The 20,172-nt window shown below is 36.4% G+C and carries 17 protein-coding genes; 3 read left to right on the top strand and 14 right to left on the bottom strand.

The window, feature by feature from the left end:
• Window positions 1–2: 2 nt before the first annotated feature.
• Window positions 3–434, bottom strand: a complete 432-nt coding sequence (mraZ, locus tag Q0F04_RS06670) for a division/cell wall cluster transcriptional repressor MraZ (RefSeq protein ID WP_117571731.1) — start codon at window positions 432–434, stop codon at window positions 3–5.
• 247 nt (window positions 435–681) lie between these two features.
• Here mraZ and Q0F04_RS06665 point away from each other — a divergent pair, with 247 nt between their 5' ends.
• Window positions 682–2,208 carry a lactate permease LctP family transporter gene (locus Q0F04_RS06665; RefSeq protein ID WP_295751573.1) on the top strand — a complete coding sequence of 509 codons (1,527 nt, stop codon included), beginning with the start codon at window positions 682–684 and terminating at the stop codon, window positions 2,206–2,208.
• 38 nt (window positions 2,209–2,246) lie between these two features.
• Here Q0F04_RS06665 and Q0F04_RS06660 read toward each other — a convergent pair whose 3' ends face one another.
• The gene (locus Q0F04_RS06660; RefSeq protein WP_295751571.1) at window positions 2,247–3,092 is read right to left on the bottom strand and encodes a DegV family protein; all 846 of its coding nucleotides are present in this window, start codon (window positions 3,090–3,092) and stop codon (window positions 2,247–2,249) included.
• A 113-nt stretch (window positions 3,093–3,205) separates the two neighbouring features.
• Between Q0F04_RS06660 and Q0F04_RS06655 the strand changes: the two genes are divergently transcribed.
• A complete protein-coding gene (locus tag Q0F04_RS06655) occupies window positions 3,206–3,694 on the top strand; it encodes a DUF1836 domain-containing protein (protein ID WP_295751568.1) in 489 nt (162 codons plus the stop codon).
• A 229-nt stretch (window positions 3,695–3,923) separates the two neighbouring features.
• On the opposite strand, the gene Q0F04_RS06650 is transcribed toward Q0F04_RS06655, so the two are convergent.
• The 11 genes from Q0F04_RS06650 to pulA form a co-directional block, all read right to left on the bottom strand.
• A complete protein-coding gene (locus Q0F04_RS06650; protein WP_295751565.1) occupies window positions 3,924–4,682 on the bottom strand; it encodes a hypothetical protein in 759 nt (252 codons plus the stop codon).
• The gene (locus Q0F04_RS06645; protein WP_295751563.1) at window positions 4,666–5,625 is read right to left on the bottom strand and encodes a helix-turn-helix domain-containing protein; all 960 of its coding nucleotides are present in this window, start codon (window positions 5,623–5,625) and stop codon (window positions 4,666–4,668) included. The genes Q0F04_RS06650 and Q0F04_RS06645 overlap by 17 nt, the downstream gene beginning before the upstream one ends.
• Before the next feature lie 224 nt (window positions 5,626–5,849).
• Entirely contained in the window at window positions 5,850–6,590 is a 741-nt protein-coding gene (locus Q0F04_RS06640; protein ID WP_295751560.1) for a 4Fe-4S binding protein, read from the bottom strand.
• Window positions 6,591–6,665: 75 nt separating this feature from the next.
• A complete protein-coding gene (locus tag Q0F04_RS06635) occupies window positions 6,666–6,851 on the bottom strand; it encodes a hypothetical protein (RefSeq protein WP_295751557.1) in 186 nt (61 codons plus the stop codon).
• A gap of 96 nt (window positions 6,852–6,947) precedes the next feature.
• Complete coding sequence (locus tag Q0F04_RS06630) at window positions 6,948–8,009, bottom strand: branched-chain amino acid aminotransferase (protein WP_117572236.1); 1,062 nt, start codon at window positions 8,007–8,009, stop codon at window positions 6,948–6,950.
• Between the two features lie 68 nt (window positions 8,010–8,077).
• Window positions 8,078–9,367, bottom strand: coding sequence for a leucyl aminopeptidase family protein (locus tag Q0F04_RS06625; protein WP_295751554.1), 1,290 nt, complete (start codon window positions 9,365–9,367; stop codon window positions 8,078–8,080).
• A 3-nt stretch (window positions 9,368–9,370) separates the two neighbouring features.
• Complete coding sequence (proC, locus tag Q0F04_RS06620; RefSeq protein ID WP_295751552.1) at window positions 9,371–10,177, bottom strand: pyrroline-5-carboxylate reductase; 807 nt, start codon at window positions 10,175–10,177, stop codon at window positions 9,371–9,373.
• An 11-nt stretch (window positions 10,178–10,188) separates the two neighbouring features.
• The gene (gene nrdD, locus Q0F04_RS06615; protein WP_295751549.1) at window positions 10,189–12,147 is read right to left on the bottom strand and encodes an anaerobic ribonucleoside-triphosphate reductase; all 1,959 of its coding nucleotides are present in this window, start codon (window positions 12,145–12,147) and stop codon (window positions 10,189–10,191) included.
• Entirely contained in the window at window positions 12,144–13,286 is a 1,143-nt protein-coding gene (locus Q0F04_RS06610; RefSeq protein ID WP_295751546.1) for an anaerobic ribonucleoside-triphosphate reductase activating protein, read from the bottom strand. The genes nrdD and Q0F04_RS06610 overlap by 4 nt, the downstream gene beginning before the upstream one ends.
• A gap of 55 nt (window positions 13,287–13,341) precedes the next feature.
• The gene (locus Q0F04_RS06605; protein WP_118115030.1) at window positions 13,342–14,853 is read right to left on the bottom strand and encodes an IMP dehydrogenase; all 1,512 of its coding nucleotides are present in this window, start codon (window positions 14,851–14,853) and stop codon (window positions 13,342–13,344) included.
• Window positions 14,854–14,898: 45 nt separating this feature from the next.
• The gene (gene pulA, locus Q0F04_RS06600) at window positions 14,899–17,007 is read right to left on the bottom strand and encodes a type I pullulanase (RefSeq protein ID WP_295751541.1); all 2,109 of its coding nucleotides are present in this window, start codon (window positions 17,005–17,007) and stop codon (window positions 14,899–14,901) included.
• A 101-nt stretch (window positions 17,008–17,108) separates the two neighbouring features.
• On the opposite strand from pulA, the gene fumC reads away from it, so the two are divergent.
• A complete protein-coding gene (gene fumC, locus Q0F04_RS06595; protein WP_295751538.1) occupies window positions 17,109–18,482 on the top strand; it encodes a class II fumarate hydratase in 1,374 nt (457 codons plus the stop codon).
• Window positions 18,483–18,500: 18 nt separating this feature from the next.
• On the opposite strand, the gene cls is transcribed toward fumC, so the two are convergent.
• Window positions 18,501–20,036: a cardiolipin synthase gene (gene cls, locus Q0F04_RS06590; RefSeq protein ID WP_295751535.1), complete on the bottom strand. Its 1,536-nt coding sequence runs from the start codon at window positions 20,034–20,036 to the stop codon at window positions 18,501–18,503.
• Window positions 20,037–20,172 lie beyond the last annotated feature (136 nt).

Here is a 20,172-nt window from a genome sequence, read left to right as displayed (position 1 = left end):
TACTACCCCATAATTTCTGATAAGTGTTCCGCTGCCTCTTCAAAAGATGCACTCTGCTCTTCTTCTAAAGCTTCCCAACGCTCTTTAGACCAAATTTCCAAATGGTTGGCGACACCTATAATCAAACATTCTTTTTCAAGTCCAGCCAAGGCGATTAAAGAGGATGGAATCAAAATTCGTCCCTGACTATCCATTTCACATTCTGCTGCTTTTGACAACATCATACGCTGATACATACGCGCATCCTTATTTGTCGAAGGCAAAGTTGATAGCTTTTGATACACTTGCTGCCACTGCTCTACCGTATATACATACAGGCATCCATCAAGTCCTCGGTTTACGACAACATGTTCACCTAGTTCCTCACGAAACTTAGCTGGCATAATCAATCGCCCCTTACGATCTATGTTATGCGCGTATTCCCCCATGAACATGTGTCTTCACCCCCACTCTATGACACAATATGCTACTTTGTACCACTATAATACATCATTCCGTTCAAAAAGACCACAACATTATCAAAAAATGCATTAATTTTTTAATTCCTTAGTTAGTCAAAAAATAACCACATATTTAAACCTCATTTGTTGTTTGATTACGCTTACACGCCTATTTTTAGCGTTTTTCTTTTGACAAACATGCTCACTTTGATATAATCAACACGCATAAGGGAGAGATGATATGAGTTTTCTATATTTTATTTTGGGACTTTGTCCCATTTTGTGGCTTATATTTGCGCTAACCGTACTTGGATGGCCCACATATAAAGCTGCCTTTGGTTCTTTGATTATTTCTGTACTACTATCTGTTGCGATCTGGCAACAAAGTTTTCTAAATACGGTAACTGCCGCTTGTGAAGGCTTCTTAATGGCTCTATGGCCTATTATTGTTGTGATTATCGCAGCCGTATTTACATATAACTTGTCACTACGTACACGCGGTATGGAAATCATTAAACAAATGATTACTAGCGTTTCAAGCGACAAACGAATTCTTGTTCTACTAGTCGCATGGTGCTTTGGTGGATTTATGGAAGGTATGGCCGGCTTTGGTACTGCCATTGCCATTCCTGCAAGTATGCTTGTAGCTTTAGGTTTTGATCCATTATTTTCTTGTTCAGTTTGTCTAATTGCTAACGGAGTTCCCACTCCATTTGGTTCAATTGGTATTCCAACGGTCACTTTGGCTAATTTAGTTGGACTTGAAAATGCCCAGCTTGCCTTTACACAGACACTTCAATTAGCTCCATTTATGTTATTATGTCCATTCTTGATCGTCATGGTGACAGGAAAAGGATTTAAGGCATTAAAAGGTGTGACAGCAGTCACTTTAGTTTCTGGATTAAGCTTCTTGATTCCTCAAATGATTGTTGCTAAATTTGTAGGTTCCGAATTGTGTGTAGTCGTAGGAAGTGTATGTTCATTATTATGTACGATTCTTTTGGGTTCTAAAGTAAAACCAAATCCAGAATACGAAATGAAGTTAGAGGCACATGAAAAAATTACAATTAAAAAGGCATTATGTGCTTGGTCACCATTTATCTTTATCTTCATCTTCTTATTATCTACTTCGAAATTAGTAGCCCCAATCAATACATACTTATCAAAGTTCGCATCTACAGCCGTTATTTATACAGGAGACAATCCAAGCACAATGACATTTACTTGGATCAACACACCAGGTGTATGGATCTTCTTATCGGCTATCTTGGGTGGCTTGATTCAAAAAGCTACATTTAGAGATTTCAAAGTGGTATTTATTGCCACAATCAAACAGATGTCACAAACGATTATTACGATGTTATGTGTACTAGGCTGTGCTAAAATCATGGGATATGCGGGTATGATTGCTTCTATCGCATCTTTTGCGATTGCGATTACAGGAAGCTTCTATCCATTCTTTGCCCCATGGATTGGATGTCTAGGAACATTTGTGACAGGTTCAGGAACAAGTTCAGGCGTTTTATTTGGTGCCGTACAAGAAAGTGCAGCCCAAAGCTTGAATGCCAATCCATATTGGATTGTCGCACTAAACTCTTTGGGTGTGGCAGCCGGTAAAATGTTATCCCCACAATCCATCGCCATCGCATTAAGCAGTGTAGATGGACAAGGTCAAGATTCTAAATTATTATCGAAGATCTTACCTTATGGTGTTGGTTTTATCATCGTCATGAGTTTTGTGGCTTACTTTGGTCAAATGGTATTCTAAGGTAAAAAAAGAAAAAAAACATGGCTTAGGAAATTTTCCTAAGCCATTTTAATTGCCTGTACTGCAACGCATCCAGGTCCACCCTGCGTAATAAATGCAGGAGATAAAGGATATATCACAACTTTTACACCTTCAAACGTTTCTTTGATTTTCTTTTCAAACATCATCGCAAGTTCTTCATTAAAAGCATGTGAAATGTAGAATGTATAATTGGAATCAAAACCATTATTTTTAAAATCTTCAACCACCATATTGACAGCCTTTTTATAAGTACGACTCACGCCAAACTTATCTAAGCCCATGCCATCAACGCCTTTTTTCAAAATTGGAATTAATTTTAATGCACCACCCAATGTAGCTGCTAACCCTTTGATTCTTCCACCACGAACTAAGAATTGAAAATCAACAGGAACAAGATACGACTCTTCCTGCATACGACTTTGTACGATCATCTTTACGATATCCTTGGCACTTGCCCCATTATTTGCCATTTCTAAAGCCGTATCCACCATCAAACGATGTGGCCCACACAATGTTTGAGTATCTACGACATGTACTAAGTCCGGATTGTCACAAGAATTCTTTGCCATCATAGCCGTCTGGTACGTTCCACTTAAACCAGAAGCCATCGCAATATCGATCACTTCATCACCATCTTTAGAAAGCTCATTATATAAATCAATCTTTTCACCAAGACTTGGCTGTGAAGTTTTTGGAATCTTGTGATCTTCAATCATAGTTAATAATTGTGTACTTGTGATATCCTCAAAATCTCGATATGTTTGTGAATCAACAGTAATATTCAAAGGAACAATCGACAACCCTTTTTCTTTTGCCGATTCAATCGAATACAAAGTCGATGAATCAGAAATAATATGAATCATTCTTTTTTTTACCTCTCTTTAAATAAACAATAATATAGATATACAAATAAGTCAATACATCTAGTATTAATTTCTAGATTGTGTAAGATTTTATTTTATGTTACAATCAAAGTATGAAAAATTATACATTCCCAAGATGGACAGACCTACCCGAAATTGACCTATATATGGACCAAGTGATTACCTACATCAACGAGAAATTAAAAGATACATATTTCTATGATGAAAAGTTCATCACCAAAGCTATGATCAACAATTATGTCAAAACAGGCATTGTCCATCCTCCAGTTAAAAAGCACTACACAAAAAGTCATTTAGCTTACTTTTTGGTTTTAACCATCCTAAAAAGATGCTATTCCATGCAACAAATCACATCTTTACTTCATATTTATACAAATATGAAAGATTCAACCATCGAACAAGCCTATGACTTATTCATATCTCGATTTGAAGATTCATTAAATGACGTCTTCAAAAACAACCGAAATACAATCGTATTTGAAAACGCCAACCACGAACAAGAATTGATGGATAATGTCATTCAATGCATCATCTATAAGATGCATACAGAATATACCCTAAAAAAATACAAACAAGAATAGAGAGCAATCTCTATTTTTTATTGTATAGACAACAAAATTACACTTTTTAAAAGCTTACATTTTCAAGATAGAGTTGCCGAAAGAAAATCCAAAAAATCTTACAACAGAAGACCATGAATTATAATGACGAGAGTTACAAATACTCTCTCAAATCTTACAATTCTTAACTAAAGAAAATTGCCATCTCAGCTCACTGCATTTTGGCATATGAACTGAAATGGCACTAGAATCACTGTGCTATATACAAATCTTTTATTTCCTTCAAAATCTGATCTTTCGTTCTTCCTACTAACCCCAACTGTTTAAGGTCAATGTTTTCATTTTGCATCCGCTGTACAAACTCTTGAATATCCATATAAACTGGTTGAGGAGCCGTAATCTTGATTGTTGGATCAATCAATTCAGTCAAGCGGAAAACGTCGTTCTTATGTTTCTTGATGTTTTTGCTGTCAACATGTTCTCCTGAAGTTTTGCGATCTGTCAAATCTATCCAAGCTTTTGCCTTAAATGGAATCAAATATGCCGCATCCAAGACAGTTACTCCGTTGACAGTGACTTTCCCCTTTGTCAAAAATTCGTAGTAATCATCATCCAAAAGAATAGCAGACAGACTTGAAATATCTTCGTCCATTGGTAATGGTGTTATCACTGTATCTTCCGGAAGTTGAATGGCATCCAACTTTCGCGTGAATAGTTCGATCATCGCAGGATACTGATTTGAGACTGGATGACTAAAACGATAAAACTGCGGCACACCCGAACTCTTATTACAATGTTCATATCCAGCCTGTTTTACATATTCCCAAAATTTCTTTCCAAAATTCACGTCAAGTGCTTCGATAATCAGAACAAGGTCAATATCCTTTGTTGCTCTAAAATCCAAACCTTCCTCTGTCATCAGAATGTCACACGCCGTTCCTCCAATGATTGCATATTGTTCTTCGTTACCCTTGAACCATTCTTTAAAGCTATCAATTCCTGTAACCATCTATCTTCCTCCACAATTCATTTAACATTTCTTCAACTGCTTCTTCAACTCTTTCATCTACATCTTTTTTCAATGCCAATGCCAGTGAAAGTTCATCTACAATATTTCGTGTGGACAATTTTCGAGGATCGTATCTCCACATTTCTACGGCCACTTGTTCCGCCGAATCCTGTAAACTATTTGTCATAACATCATTCCATTGAGAGATACTTTCTGTTGCATAGCATTTGATGTTTGGCGAATTCAGCATGGAATACTCTGCCAATGCCGAATATCCACTTTCCACAAGATTTGTTGACACCAACCCTTTCGGAATATATATTGTTCGTTTTACTGGATTTTGCAGTATATCTCCTGCTTTTTTAAACAGCATTTTCGCAGAATCCTCAGAACACAAAATTCTTTGCACACCTACTTTCTTTATATGCACCATTCCTGTTTCTTCAAGCTGTTTCGATGCCCTTGATATTGAAGTAGGTGTCAATTCCAAGTCTTTTGCAGCCTGACTTGTAGACATTTCTTTTGCACCTCCATAAATGAAATGCAATAGAAGCATCTGAGCCGATGGAAGTAATTTTTTGTGTAGTTTTCTTTCGGCATTGCACCGTTGTTGCAAATACAACGCCATAAAAGGCAAATAGATCTGCCTTCCTTCTACGATAAACGGAATTCTCTCACGAATCAAATATTCTTTCTGCCGAGAAGTAATCTCTTTTAACACTAGAACAATAGGCATATTTTCATTTTTCTGTATTCTTGCAATGTGCTTTTTCAGCACTACAATTTGCTCCAATTCAGTTTTCGGATAAAGGAAAATTACCTTTTTCCCATTCATAGAAGCCATCTGCAAGCGATACCGTGTAACAATAAAGTTAGGCAAATGTTTGAAATCCACATTCTCATAAGTCACTTCAATTCCAAGAACTTTATTGAGATATTCCATAGGTTCACCACCATTCTTAACTCTTTTTTTGTATTTTAACTCTTTTTAAGTTAAGATGCAATATCAGAGTTAAGATATACTGCAAACTCACAATATCACACGCGTCAACTTCCCGCAATTTTTATACATCTATACGAAAAAACATCCCGTTGTGATGTCACAACGGGTATTTCTAATGATTCATTTTATTCTTGTACTATTCCAATATCTTAAAAGAGCAATCTCTATTTTTTTATGTCCAGTGCATGTTGGGGACAAACCTCAATACATTGACAACACAAAATACATTCTGTACCATTCTTACGCTTTCTTGAATCATCTAACATATCCACATCCATAGGACATGTATTTACACATTTTAAACATCCAATACATACATCATGATCACATTTAATTCTTAAATATGAAAAGTAACTTGCCGGTTTTAAAAACACAGTTACTGGACAAATGTACTTACAGAAAGCTCGATTATCTTTCAGCACAAAAGCCATTCCAATCCCTAAAACATAGTAAATGATATTGCCAATGATGAACGAATAAAATAAGATATTTTCTAAATCATTCACATGAAATACAAACAACAAGAATACGTATATAAACGATACCACAAATAAGACATATCGAATCCGACCTATACGTAACCGCTTATGTGGTCCCTCTTTAAAAGGAAGCAGATCCAAAATCATCCCTGTCCAACAAGCATAGCCACACCAGCCACGTCCAAAAAATAATGGACCCGCAATCTTTGCGACAAAATAATGAATGGTTGCCGCCTCAAATACACCTAGAAACAAGTAATACCAAAAGCCTTCGATCTGCATATTTTCGCGACAAATAATTCCTAAATAAATTAACATATACGATCCTACAGAAAGCTGCACAAAGTTTCTGGCATACTTATTTTTAGAAGACATTAAACTTGTACCAACACCAATACAAGTGCCTATATATGTAAAGTTCAACAAATAAAACACATTCTTCGTGGATACATATAAAAAAAGGCAACAGCCTCAAATATGAACCAAATCAATAAGGATACTCTATATTTTTTTATTTGATTTAATCTCTTTTACAGCCAAGATAATTCCTATTAAGTTACATCCAAGTGATAATCCAATCAATACACCACTTGAAAAATCACCAAAGTTACTTGTTTCATTACCACCAAATATCATTGAAGCCAAATATAATATATTCCCTACTACAATCAACCATATACCTTTCATAAGAACCCTTCTTTCTTTTACTCAGTTATATCACGATTATGTAAATTTTAAGTTAATAAACAAAAAAGAAGATGTACAACGTACACCTTCATTAAATTAGTCAACTACAACAGTCCATCCATAAGGATCTTCAATAGTTCCCCATTGAATACCTGTTAAAGTATCATATAGTTTTTGTGTTAATTCACCTGTTTTAAAATCAGAAACAGTCACTTTATCACCCTTGTAGTACAATTCACCAATTGGACTAATTACGGCAGCTGTTCCAGTTCCCCAAGCTTCTTGTAGCTTACCATTGTGACCTGCTTCCATCAATTCATCCACAGACAAATGTCTTTCTTCAATTTCATATCCCCAGTCTTTTAAGATATGTAAAATAGAATCACGAGTAACACCAGGAAGTACAGTACCTTCGCATGGAGCTGTCACAATCTTATTATCAATTTCAAACATAACGTTCATTGAACCAACTTCTTCAATGTATTTACGGTGAACTCCATCCAACCATAATACTTGAGAATAACCAAGTTCTTCAGCCTTAACCTGAGCAGCTAAACTACCCGCATAGTTTCCACCACATTTTGTAAATCCTGTACCACCTTTTGTAGCACGAACATATTCATCTTCTACATAGATCTTAACAGGGTTTACACCTTCGGCATAATAAGCACCTACTGGAGAACAGATGATCATAAATTTATAATGACTTGCCGCATGTACACCAATCGCAGCTTCTGTCGCAAACATGAATGGACGAATATATAAAGATTCACCCTCACCAGTTGGAATCCAGTCTTCAGAATACTTAACGATTGTCTTTACGGCATCCACAAACATATCCACTGGTAAAGTAGGCATACTCAAACGTTTATTGGAGTTCGCAAAACGCTTCGCATTCATTTCAGGTCTAAACAATTGAACCTTACCATCCTTTGTACGATACGCCTTCATACCTTCAAAAGTTTCCTGTGCATAGTGCAATACCATACTTGCTGGATCGAATTCCAATGGTCCATATGGTACGACTCTTGCATCATGCCATTCTTGACCAGCATCCCAATCCATCACAAACATATAGTCTGTGTAATATTTACCAAAGCCTAAAGCTCCAGTTGGTTTTTCTTTTAAGTTTTTACTTTCTACAAATTGTACTTCCATAATTTGTCCTCTTTTCTAAACACGTATGATAATATCACGTTCTGTAAATGATTTCAATAGGTTACATTTTATTTACATTCATTTTCAAAGAAATGAACAATTGTCTCAATCATGACACCCGTAGCCACTTCATCCTTATCGCTCGTTCCTGCAATATCCAAATGGATCCACTTCGTGCCTTCTTCAATAAACTCCTCCAAGAAAGCCGCAGCTAAACTTGCATTACCCCCCAAAGTCTTTGAGTTGATAATATCCGCTACCTTAGAACACTTTAATTCTGAATGGAAATATTCATCCACAGGCAAACGCCAAATCTGTTCTTTTGTAGCTTTAGAAGCTCCTAAGAAAGGCAAATAGAAACTATCATCATTACTAAAGATTCCCGTATATGTACTACCCAAAGCACGTACACAAGCACCCGTTAAAGTCGCCATATCAATGACACGAGTCGCACCTAATTTTTGAGCCATTGTCAAGGCATCGGCCAAAATCAATCTTCCTTCGGCATCCGTATTTGTGACCTCAATCGTTTTACCACTTAAACTTGTGATCACATCCCCATCGACAAAGCCATGTCCATTGATTTTATTTTCAGTAATTGGTAAAACACACACAACATTCTTTTCCACTTTTAATTCCGCTAATAGCTCTAAAGCACAAAGCATATTGGCAGCTCCACACATATCATACTTCATACCATGCATTTTCGATTTGATATTGTAGCCACCCGCATCATATGTAAGACCCTTACCAACAAGAGCTGTATAGTCTTCGTCTTCCTTACCACCATCATAGCGAATCACCACCATAAAACAAGGTCTATCCGATCCTTGATTGACCGCTAAAAGAGCACCAGCACCAATTTCTTCTAAATCCTTTTCGGCTAAAACTTCAATTTCCATACCATACTTTTCAGCCACCATTTTCGCTTCATCCACCAAATGATCCGGTGTTAAAAAGTTTGCGGGCATATCACTCATTTCACGCGCATGATTCACAATACGAGCAACCGTTTTACCTTTTTCAAATTCTTCCTTAAAACCATCACTCTCTAAATCATACACCTTCGTCTCTTTATAGCTATAAGCCCCATACACTAAGCCAAAACCAGCCGCATACGCCGTATTTTCAGTGACATACACTAAATAATCATCCGCCTCTACTTTACTAAAAGCTTCCTTGATATTCTTTTTGCCATCACCCAAACCAACGACAACAACCTTTTCACAATCCAATTGATTTAATGTATAAATCGTAGTCACCTTACCAAACTCTAAATCCAACTTTACATCTTTAAAAGCCGCTAAACTCTCCGGTAAAGTTTCCCCCTCAAATAATCCGATACAAATATTTTTCATAACTTATTTTCCCTCCGTCATCTTCTTTGATTTTTCACCACAAACACGCATAGCCGATTCCACACTCGCTCTAAAGCCCATTCTTTCTAGCTCACAAACCGCATCAATCGTAGTTCCACCTGGAGAACATACCATATCTTTTAAAGCACCCGGATGCATACCTGTTTCTAAGACCATCTGGGCACTACCTAAAACAGCCTGTGCCGCAAATGTATATGCCTTATTTCTTGGTAATCCTTGGGCTACAGCTGCATCAGCCATTGCCTCAATAAACATAAATACATAGGCAGGACTTGAACCACTCACACTGGTTACGGCATCCATCATTGTTTCTTCGACAACTTCGCATTTTCCAAAACTATTAAAAATCGATGTAATGCATGCCTTATCTTCTTCTGTTACTTTGTCATCAAAAGAAATGGCACTCATCGCTTGAAGAACTAAAGCTGGCGTATTTGGCATTGCCTTAATCACCTTTAGGTCTTTGCCAAAATATTTCTTCACATCCAAAATAGTTATTCCTGCCGCAATATCCACAATAATGACATCCGACTTAACACTGTCCTTGATTGTTTCAATCAACTTTGGATAATGCTTAGGCTTTACACTTAAGACCAATACATCACTATTTTGTGCTACTGTTTTTTCATCCAATGAAGTATTCACCCCATACTTCTCATGGAAACGATCCAAATTTTCTTGGTGATGATCACACACCCAAATTGTATTAAATAATTGATTCTTGGCAATCCCTTCAATCATGGCACCACCCATGTTTCCAGCCCCAATAAATCCTATTGTTTCTCTCATCTTTTCCCTCCTTAAATCGAATACGTCTTTCTTCTTGAAAACTCTTTTTGTTTACCCTCATTCCAATCCTCTAAGTTTCGATAATATCCCGAAATACGAGAATAGATTTCTGTTGGCTTTGAACACTTTGGACAAACCTCTTGATGCCCCAAAATATAGCCATGTTCTTCGCAAACCGAATACGTTGGCGTAATTGTGAATACCGGCACATCATAGTTTTCATAAATGGTCTTCACAAGTAAAGCTGCCATCTTCCAATCTTCGATTCCATGATCAATAAAGACCGGAAAGGAAGTGGCTCCACTATATTGATTTTGAAATTCTTCTTGTATCTTTAAAGCCTCAAAGACATCATCCGTACTGGCAACATCTAAATGCGTTGAATTCGTATAATACCCATAACTGATGATTTCCGGATACAATTCCTGATCAATTTGGGCAAAATGCGTACATACACTTTCTGCAGGCGTAGCCTCTAGATTGACTTTTTGACTTTGATTTAAAAGCTTCTGGTTTAAAAACTCTAATACTTCCATAGAAAAGATTTGTGCATCCTTCTCCATCAAATCTTTCTTTAACCAATTCGCATTCAAACAAGCCTCATTCATACCCACAATACCTAAAGTACCATAGTAATCATTAAAATCCGATATATAAGCCTTGGTATAAGGATATAAACCCGCTTCCAATAATTGATTCAACACTTGTCGTTTGACTTCAAAAGAACGAAGCGCTACATCACTTAAATTATCTAAACGCTTAAAGAAATCTTCCTTACTACTTGAAAGATAGGCTAAGCGAACTAAGTTCAATGTCACAATCCCCATACTTCCACACAAAGGTTTATAGCCAAAATAACCTTCGACATCCTTCTTTTCTTTGGTCAAAAAATAAGGCGTTCCATATTTGGCACAAGCCTTAAATAACTCTTCTTCATGCATCCAATCAAAATCTGAATGTAAGTAAAGGGCAATAATTGGAAATTGAAAACCACGACCCGAAATATCTCCCTTATTGATAACTTCAAATAAGGCATCATGTAAAATCTTCATTTCCTTTTGACAATCTCCATATGTAAAATCACATTCACATCCAGCTACAATGGCCTTTTTGTTTATAAACTCTTTTGGAACATTCCAATCCAGAGTAATCTGGCTAAAAGGCGCTTGAGTTCCCCACCTTGAAGGTATATTTATTCCATATATAAAGCTTTCTAGACAATCACTCACCATTTTGACAGATAACTTGTCCTGATGAATAAAAGGTACGAGTAACGTATCAAAATGCGCTAAAGATTGTGCACTGGCCCATTCATTCTGCATGATACCTAGAAAGTTGACCATCTGATTACATAACGTAGATAAATGTTTGGCAGGAAGGGATGAAATCATCTTATTTACAGAAGGAAGTCCTTTTAAAATCAAATCTTCCAAAGACCAGCCTGCACTGCATCCTGTCAACATATTGATATTATGTATATATAGATCCCCATTTTTATGTGCGTTGGTAATTTGGGCATCATACACTTCACTCAACCAATAATTCGAAGTGATCATACCTGAATTGGAAAGAATCAAACCTCCCACAGAATATGTAGCCATGGAGTTTTCATCTTCCAAAGAAATATTATCATGCAGATACGAATTGACTAAATGAATATATTCATTGGCCGTCGATTGAATCTTACGCACATTCTCTCTTTGTTTACGATATAAAATATACGTCTTTGCGACCGGATAATAGCCAGATTCTGATAACGTTTTTTCAACACTATCCTGAATCATTTCTACACTAATGCGATTGTCTTTGATCTTCGTTTGAAAATCCGCTGTCGCTCTAAGCACCAACAGATTGATGATCGCATCATCTTTTTCCATATGTAAAGAATCAAACGCTTTGGATATGGCCGAAAAGATTTTTGACGAATCAAAACCAACTATGGAACCATCTCTTTTTTCGACTTCGATCATGCTTGATTCCCCCTTATCTTTACATTTTTAACATATTTCTCTAATATCTTTTTATATTTTAAAACCGCTTCAAAACTAGGACGATGCAACGAATGATCAATGGTCGTTTCACTATCTTCAAAAGGCTGTAAAATCACGGTATCCACCCCTTGAATCCATTGTCCTAATTCTTGAATAGTCGTTTCATTATGTAGTTCATCCACTAAAGTTACACAAATATCATATGGTACAACCGATTTCTTTAATAATTCTAAAGACTTCTCAATATCCTTTAGATCCATATCTTCAACCCCACACGTTTTCGCATAGGCACTCGGAGCATTTTTAATATCTAGACTGACATGATCTACCAATTTTTGTGCAAGGATCGTTTTTAAACGTTCATAGAACATACCATTCGTATGAATCTTAATTTTATAGTTTAAAGTCTTCGCATACTGTAGAAAGGAAACAACCCCCTCATGCATCAAAGGCTCGCCTCCCGATATATAGATGCCATCTAAGTCTTTACGATGACTCTCTAAATATTCATTGATTTTTTCTGTAACGATCGGATACCTATTTTCTTTTAAATACACCAAATCTCTTGAATGACAATAAGGACACTTTAAATTACATCCCCCTGTATATAAAGAACAACTCAAATGTGAATCATAATCCGACAAAGATAATTTTTTTAATTTATAAAACTGCAGATTGGTCTGCTCCAAATCTGCATAGCTTCTGGCATGATTGGATAAAGTCTGATAAAACGTAGAGAAAACTTCAATCTGCTCTGCCGTTAAATCTTGTGTAATGTGATGCCACCAGTCTCTACGAATTCCATAGATTTCGGATATATGTTTTTTGGTGAGTGCCGTCGTATATAATTCTTTAGCACGCTTATCTTTGGCACTTGTTAAGATGGAAACATATCCTAAAGAGTTCAATTTTTGAACATTCTTTGTGACTGTACCCTTGTCATATCCACCAACCTGTACAATTTGTTGGAGGGAAATACCTTCATTCTCATAGATTTCAATCAAGATGGGAAGCTGGGCATAACTCAAATTCAAATCTTGCAGCATCTTATCATAATATTTTTGTGTACTTCGATACAGGATACTTGAATCCATCAATAAATCATTTTGTTTTTCCATACAAGTATTATAAGGTATTTTGATAAAGAAAAAAAGGACCGAAGTCCTTTTGAGATTATTGTGGTTTTGCGTCGAAATGTTCATCACGAACTACAACATCGTGAGCTCCACCTTCGACAATACTTGTACTTGATACTAATGTAACCTTCGCATCTTTTTGAAGTTCAGGAATTGTTAGGCATCCACAGTTACACATTGTATGACGAATCTTAGATAAAGATAAACCTACATTGTCTCTTAAGCTACCAGCATAAGGAACATAAGAATCAACACCTTCTACGAAAGACATTTTCTTGTCTCCACCAACATCATATCTTTGCCAGTTACGAGCACGAGCACTACCTTCACCCCAGTACTCTTTCATGTAGTTTCCATTCACACTTACGATTTTGTTTGGAGCTTCTTTGAAACGTGCAAAGTAACGACCCAACATAACGAAGTCAGCACCAAATGCCAACGCTAATGTGATGTGGTAATCATGAACGATACCTCCATCGGAACAAATTGGAACATAAATTCCAGTTTCTTCAAAGTATTCATCACGAGCTTTCGCAACATCAATTGTAGCTGTAGCTTGTCCACGACCAATACCTTTTTGTTCACGAGTGATACAGATAGAACCTCCACCGATTCCAATCTTAATAAAGTCAGCTCCTGCATCCGCTAAGAAACGGAAACCATCTCCATCAACAACGTTACCAGCTCCAACTTTTACGCTGTCACCATAGTGTTCACGGATCCATTTGATTGTTTCAGCTTGCCATGCAGAATATCCTTCACTTGAATCAATACATAAAACATCGACACCCGCTTCTACTAATGCAGGTACACGCGTCGCATAATCACGTGTGTTGATACCTGCACCTACAATGTAGCGCTTTTTATCATCCAACAATTCATTTGGATTGTCTTTGTGTGATTCATAGTCTTTTCTGAACACGAAAGCCTTTAAATGTTGTTCTTTATCAACGATAGGCAACTGATTTAATTTGTGTTCCCAGATCAAATCGTTTGCCTCAGACAATGTAATATCTTCATCTCCGACGATCAATTTTTCAAATGGTGTCATGAATTCCTTTACCAAGATCGAATGATCCATACGACTTTCGCGATAATCACGACTTGTTACGATACCTACTAATTTACCATCCGCTTGACCATTGTCAGTAACAGCCATTGTTGAGTGTCCTGTCTTTGTACGAAGAGCAATTACATCCTCTAATGTTGCTTCAGGGCTAATATTTGAATCGCTGCCAACAAACCCAGCCTTAGTCGATTTCACTTTACGAACCATAGCGGCTTGAGACTCAATTGTTTGACTACCGTAAATAAAACTTACTCCACCCTCACGTGCAAGTGCACAAGCCATTTCTTCACCACTAACAGCCTGCATAACAGCACTTACCATTGGAATATTTAAAGATAGTGCAGGTTCTTCACCTTTTTTGAATTTTACTAAAGGCGTTTTCAAACTCACCTTATCTGGTGTACAATCCGGACCTGTGTAACCAGGAATCAATAAATACTCACTGAACGTTCTAGATGGTTCTTCAAAAAATTTTGCCATTGTTTATCTCCTTCTCAATTTAACCTATATTATATGTTTTGAGTTCTATGCCGTCAAGCCAAATTGACAAACGACGACACTAAATGCTGCAATATGAATATCCTGCGTTTCAAACGCATTACTATTTCCATCATCAAACAAAACTCTTGCCTCTTGATCCAAGTGATAATCATACGGAATGTTGGTTGGATTAAAGAAAGCTATACAATGATCATCCCCTTTTTGACATGAATATACTAAGACTTGATCATAGATCGAATCAAATTGAACACCTTGTTCGATCAAATCAACAGTACTCAATCTAAAACAAGGATGCGCTTTACGAATTTCAATCAATTCTTTTGTGCGCTCAACAATTTCAATATGATGATCCCTTCTTTGATAATCCACACGATTGTAGTTATCGGAACGATTGTATGTATTGCCTAGACCTTGTTTAGTACGACCAAACTCTTGACCACAATGAATAAAAGGAACCCCTTGTGCAAGTAATACCATCGCATTGGCCATGATTTGACGTTTTTCTCGTAAATCACGACTCTCACCATGACAACATACTCTATTTTTATCCCATAACGTATGATTATCATGACATTCTACATAGTTTATTACTTTCGCTGGACTATCAAACACATGGTCCATACAGCTTGCGGCCATAACACATTTTACTTGATAGAATAAATCGGCTTGTCCTGACGCAAAGCCCTTACGAGAAAGCTCATCATTCGATCCACGAACCACTTCACGGAAACGATCCGAGAAATGACCTACATGTGGCATCTTAGCTTGATTCAGTTGCGAAGCACGAATCTCTTCCGCCACAAAGCTTGGCATATTCCAGCCTTCCCCATAAATCATAAAATCCGGTTTCAATTTTTTACATTCTTCACTAATTTCATTCATTAAGTTATAATCTAGAATTCCCATTAGATCAAAACGGAAACCATCCACATCAAATAACTCAATGATCTTCTTACAAGTTTCTAAAAAATATTTACGCGCCATATATGGCTGTGTATCAATATCATTGCCACAGAAACTTCCATTCGAAAATTCACCTTCACGATTCATTAAGAAATAATAATCGGGCACCATATTTTCTAACGCAAAATTTTCTTTGACATACACATGATTAAACACCAAATCCAAATTCACTCGAATGCCTGCCTTGTGGCAATCATGCACCAAATTCGCAAACTCCTCGATACGTAACTTCGCATTCTTTGGATCGAGTGAGTAGGCTCCTTCCAAACAACGATGTTGTACAGGATCATAGCCCCAGTTATAGAAAATATTTGGATACACTTCATCCACACTGCCAAAGTCAAATACAGGCATCAATTGTACGTGTGTCACACCTAATGACTTTAAATAACTAAACCCTGTATTATGTGCTTTTGTGATTTCATTTTCTTCAGTAAATCCCACAAATTTTTTCGGATGACTGACACCAATTCCTGTTTGGCTTGTCATATCACGAATACTTGCTTCATATATAATCGCATCACATTCACTATCCATTGGTTTCAATTTGATTTTTTCTGGAAGCTTTAAACTCTTAGGATCTACAATCACACTATATTGGCCATTCGGACCACTAAAACAAGTATATGGATCCGTTACCCCTTTATATTCTCCATTCACACGTACTAAGTAGGAATAGTGCACTCCATTTAAATCTTTATTGACAGTAAGTGAGAAAACGCCCTTGTCTTGTCGAGTCATCGATTCAACGATTTTCTTACCTTTTAAAACATAGCCTACATTTACAGCTAATGCGGTAGGTGCCCATACTTTAAAGGTTGTCTTTTCCGGTGTATATGTAACACCTAGATCGTCTTTTTCATACATAAACTCTTTTGCGAAACGCTCTGTTTTGACAATATGAGAGTATTTGGCAACACAAGTCTTACAATGTTCATCATAGACTGTGTATTCTTGACCAATTTCTAAGTTTCCGTTTAAAGACAATGAATAATGCGTATATCCATTGTATAGATCACTTTGAGACTGGATCGTCAACGGAATAATACGATCCTTCGTATCTTTCATATGGAAAATACGACTTTTTCCATCAAAAAAATTTTTGGACATATAAACATCCAAACAATTGTAGTCATCTAAATAAGCTTCATATGGCTCCTTCATTCGCATATGTAGTATTCCTCATTTCCTTTTATTTTACGTATCTATTGTAACATGTATAAAGACAATTTTTTAAAAAAATGTTAAACTACTTCATAGAGGTGAACAAAATGAGTACATATCGTATAGAAGAAGATTGCTTAGGACAAATCAAAGTCGAAGCTGACAAATATTGGAAATCCCAAACCCAAAGAAGTTTAGAGAATTTTAAGATTGGACAGGAATTAATGCCTGCCTCTTTGATTCATAGTTTTGCGATATTGAAAGAAGCGTGTGCTAAGGCAAACCTTCATTTCAATAAAATCACTGAAAAACAATGTGAAGCCATTGTCGAAATCTGTCAAAGAATTGAGGACGGACAATATTTAGACCAGTTCCCTTTACATGTTTGGCAAACAGGTTCTGGAACACAAACCAATATGAATGCCAATGAAGTCATTTCCATGTTAGGAAATGAATACGCAAAGGAAAATATTCTACATCCAAACGATACGGTAAACGCATCCCAAAGTTCAAATGATACGTTCCCAGCTGCGTTACATATCATGGTAGCCCAAAAAATCAATGCCGAGCTACTTCCACAATTGGATTTAATGATCAACCAAATCAAAAAACTCGAAGAAGAAAACGAAGGCATTATTAAGATTGGTAGAACACATCTTCAAGATGCCACTCCATTATATTTCTCACAAGAATTAAGTGGATACCGTTCTATGATTGAGCATAGTAAAGCACAAATTATTGATAGCTTAAAATATGTGTATGAACTCGCTTGTGGGGCAACTGCGGTCGGTACAGGAATCAACTGTCCAGAAGGTTTTGATGAAGTCATCACAAAAATCATTTCTGAGAAAACTAACCTTCCATTTGTACCAGACCCAAATAAATTCCATGCCCTTACAAGTAAAGATGCGATGGTTTATACAAGTGGAGCTTTAAAAGGTCTTGCCGCCAACTGCATGAAGATTGCTAATGACGTAAGATGGCTTGCGAGTGGTCCAAGAAGTGGAATTCATGAAATTGATATTCCTAGTAATGAGCCTGGCTCAAGTATCATGCCAGGTAAAGTCAATCCAACACAATGTGAAGCTTTGACCATGGTTGCCGTACAAGTTATGGGAAATGATACCGCAATTGGTATTGGAGCTAGTCAAGGAAACTTTGAATTAAATGTCTTTATGCCATTGATTGCCTACAATATGGATCAGAGCATTCAATTATTAAGTGATGCGATTCACTCATTCACCATTCATTGTTTAGATGGATTAAAGGCCAATAAAGAAATAATGGATAAAAACTTACATAACTCTTTAATGTTAGTCACTTGTTTAAATCCAGTGATTGGCTATGAAAAAGCCGGACACGCCAGTCAACATGCCTTCAAGAATAACTTAACTTTAAAAGAAGCCATTTTAGATTTGGGTTATTTGACTAGCGAAGAATTTGATTTGTATGTTCAACCCGAAAAAATGATTCATAAATAAAAAGAAAGGTATTTATTCCTACATAATAGGACTAAATACCTTTAATATATTTCGATACACTTTTATAAAAGGATTGGTGTTTACACACTCTTGTAATGTGACTTCATGTGAGACTTTGAATATTTCTTCAAAGTCTTTTTTAATATCCATCAAACAATCCACTTCATGCATCCATACACCACATTCATAATGTTGATAATACGATCTAAAATCCATGTTTACGGTGCCGACTAAAGCACTCGAATCATCGATGATACATACTTTTCCATGAATAAAACCAGGCGTGTACTCATAGATTTTAACACCGGCTTTGATCAACGTATCAAAGTTGGCCTTTGTGACTTCATACACCATCTTTTTATCCGGAATTCCTGGAACCACAATACGAACATCAACACCATTGGATACAGCTAGTTTTAAAGATGAAATCATTTCCGCATCCAAAATTAAATAGGGTGTTGTGATCCAACAATAATCTTTGGAACATCCAAGCATATTCAAATGCATATTTAAACTTGTGTTATTTTCATCCGTTGGAGAATCCGAGAATGGAATGATATATCCGGGATTCTTTAATGATGAAAAGACTTCACGATTTTGAATAAAACGCGAATAGGAAGTATATTCATTGGCTTGATAGTTCCAAATCTGTAAAAAGGAAATGGTAAACATTTCTACACCAGCTCCTTTAATCATACACCCCATATCTTTCCAATGTCCAAAACGTTTCTTCGTGTTGATATATTCATCCGATATGTTACAGCCACCTGTAAAGGCAACCTTGCCATCAATGACTAAAATCTTTCTATGATCTCGATTATTCATGGCCATGGCCAGTTGAGGTCGCAATGGATTAAAGGCATGTGTTTTAATACCACGTTCATTTAACCATTTCGCATAGTCTCTAGGTAAATAAGTCAAGGATCCCATATCATCATAGATAACACGAACATCGACGCCCATAGCTGCTTTATCCATTAAAATCTGCAAAATAGTATTCCACATTACACCTTTATTGATGATAAAGAATTCCATAAAGATAAAATCTTTAGCTTTTATTAGTTCTTGAATAAAAGCTTGATATTGTTCTTCTCCAGAAGGAAAATAGGTTAAGGAACAATTGTCATAGACTGGAAAATATCCATTTGACCAAGCCATAGATATCATTTTATCGAGAACATAATCATCTTCATGTAGATCACTTAAAATTTCAATGTTTTGAAGAGCATATTTTTTATAGTCTGAATATGCCTGTCTATCTTTGATCATTAAAGCCTTTGGAATCTTACGATTTCCAAGTAATAAATAAACAACGCCACCAAAAATTGGAAAGGACATGATCAATAAAACCCATAATAACTTTGAGCTCGAATCCGAATCACGATTGATGATGTGCATGCAGACACATAAACTAAATCCAATCAAAATATAGTAAATAATAAAGAATCGCTGACTAAAGTAACTCACTAAAAAGAACAGTGTTAAAAATTGGAGTAACACCGCCAAGATAATATAAATAGGTTTTGATTTACAATACTTCAAAATTTTATGCATATAGCTATTATACGCTACAAATAACCAAAAAAAAAGCAGACAAAAGTCCATAAAAGTATAAAAAAAGGACCCGGCAGCTAGCTATCTTCGCAGGGGCAAGCCCAACTATTGTCGCCGTGAAAGTGCTTAACTTCTG

It is taken from the genome of uncultured Holdemanella sp. (assembly GCF_934772795.1).
In the GTDB taxonomy this organism is placed as follows: domain Bacteria; phylum Bacillota_I; class Bacilli_A; order Erysipelotrichales; family Erysipelotrichaceae; genus Holdemanella.
This window is presented reverse-complemented; position numbering and strand designations above follow the sequence as displayed.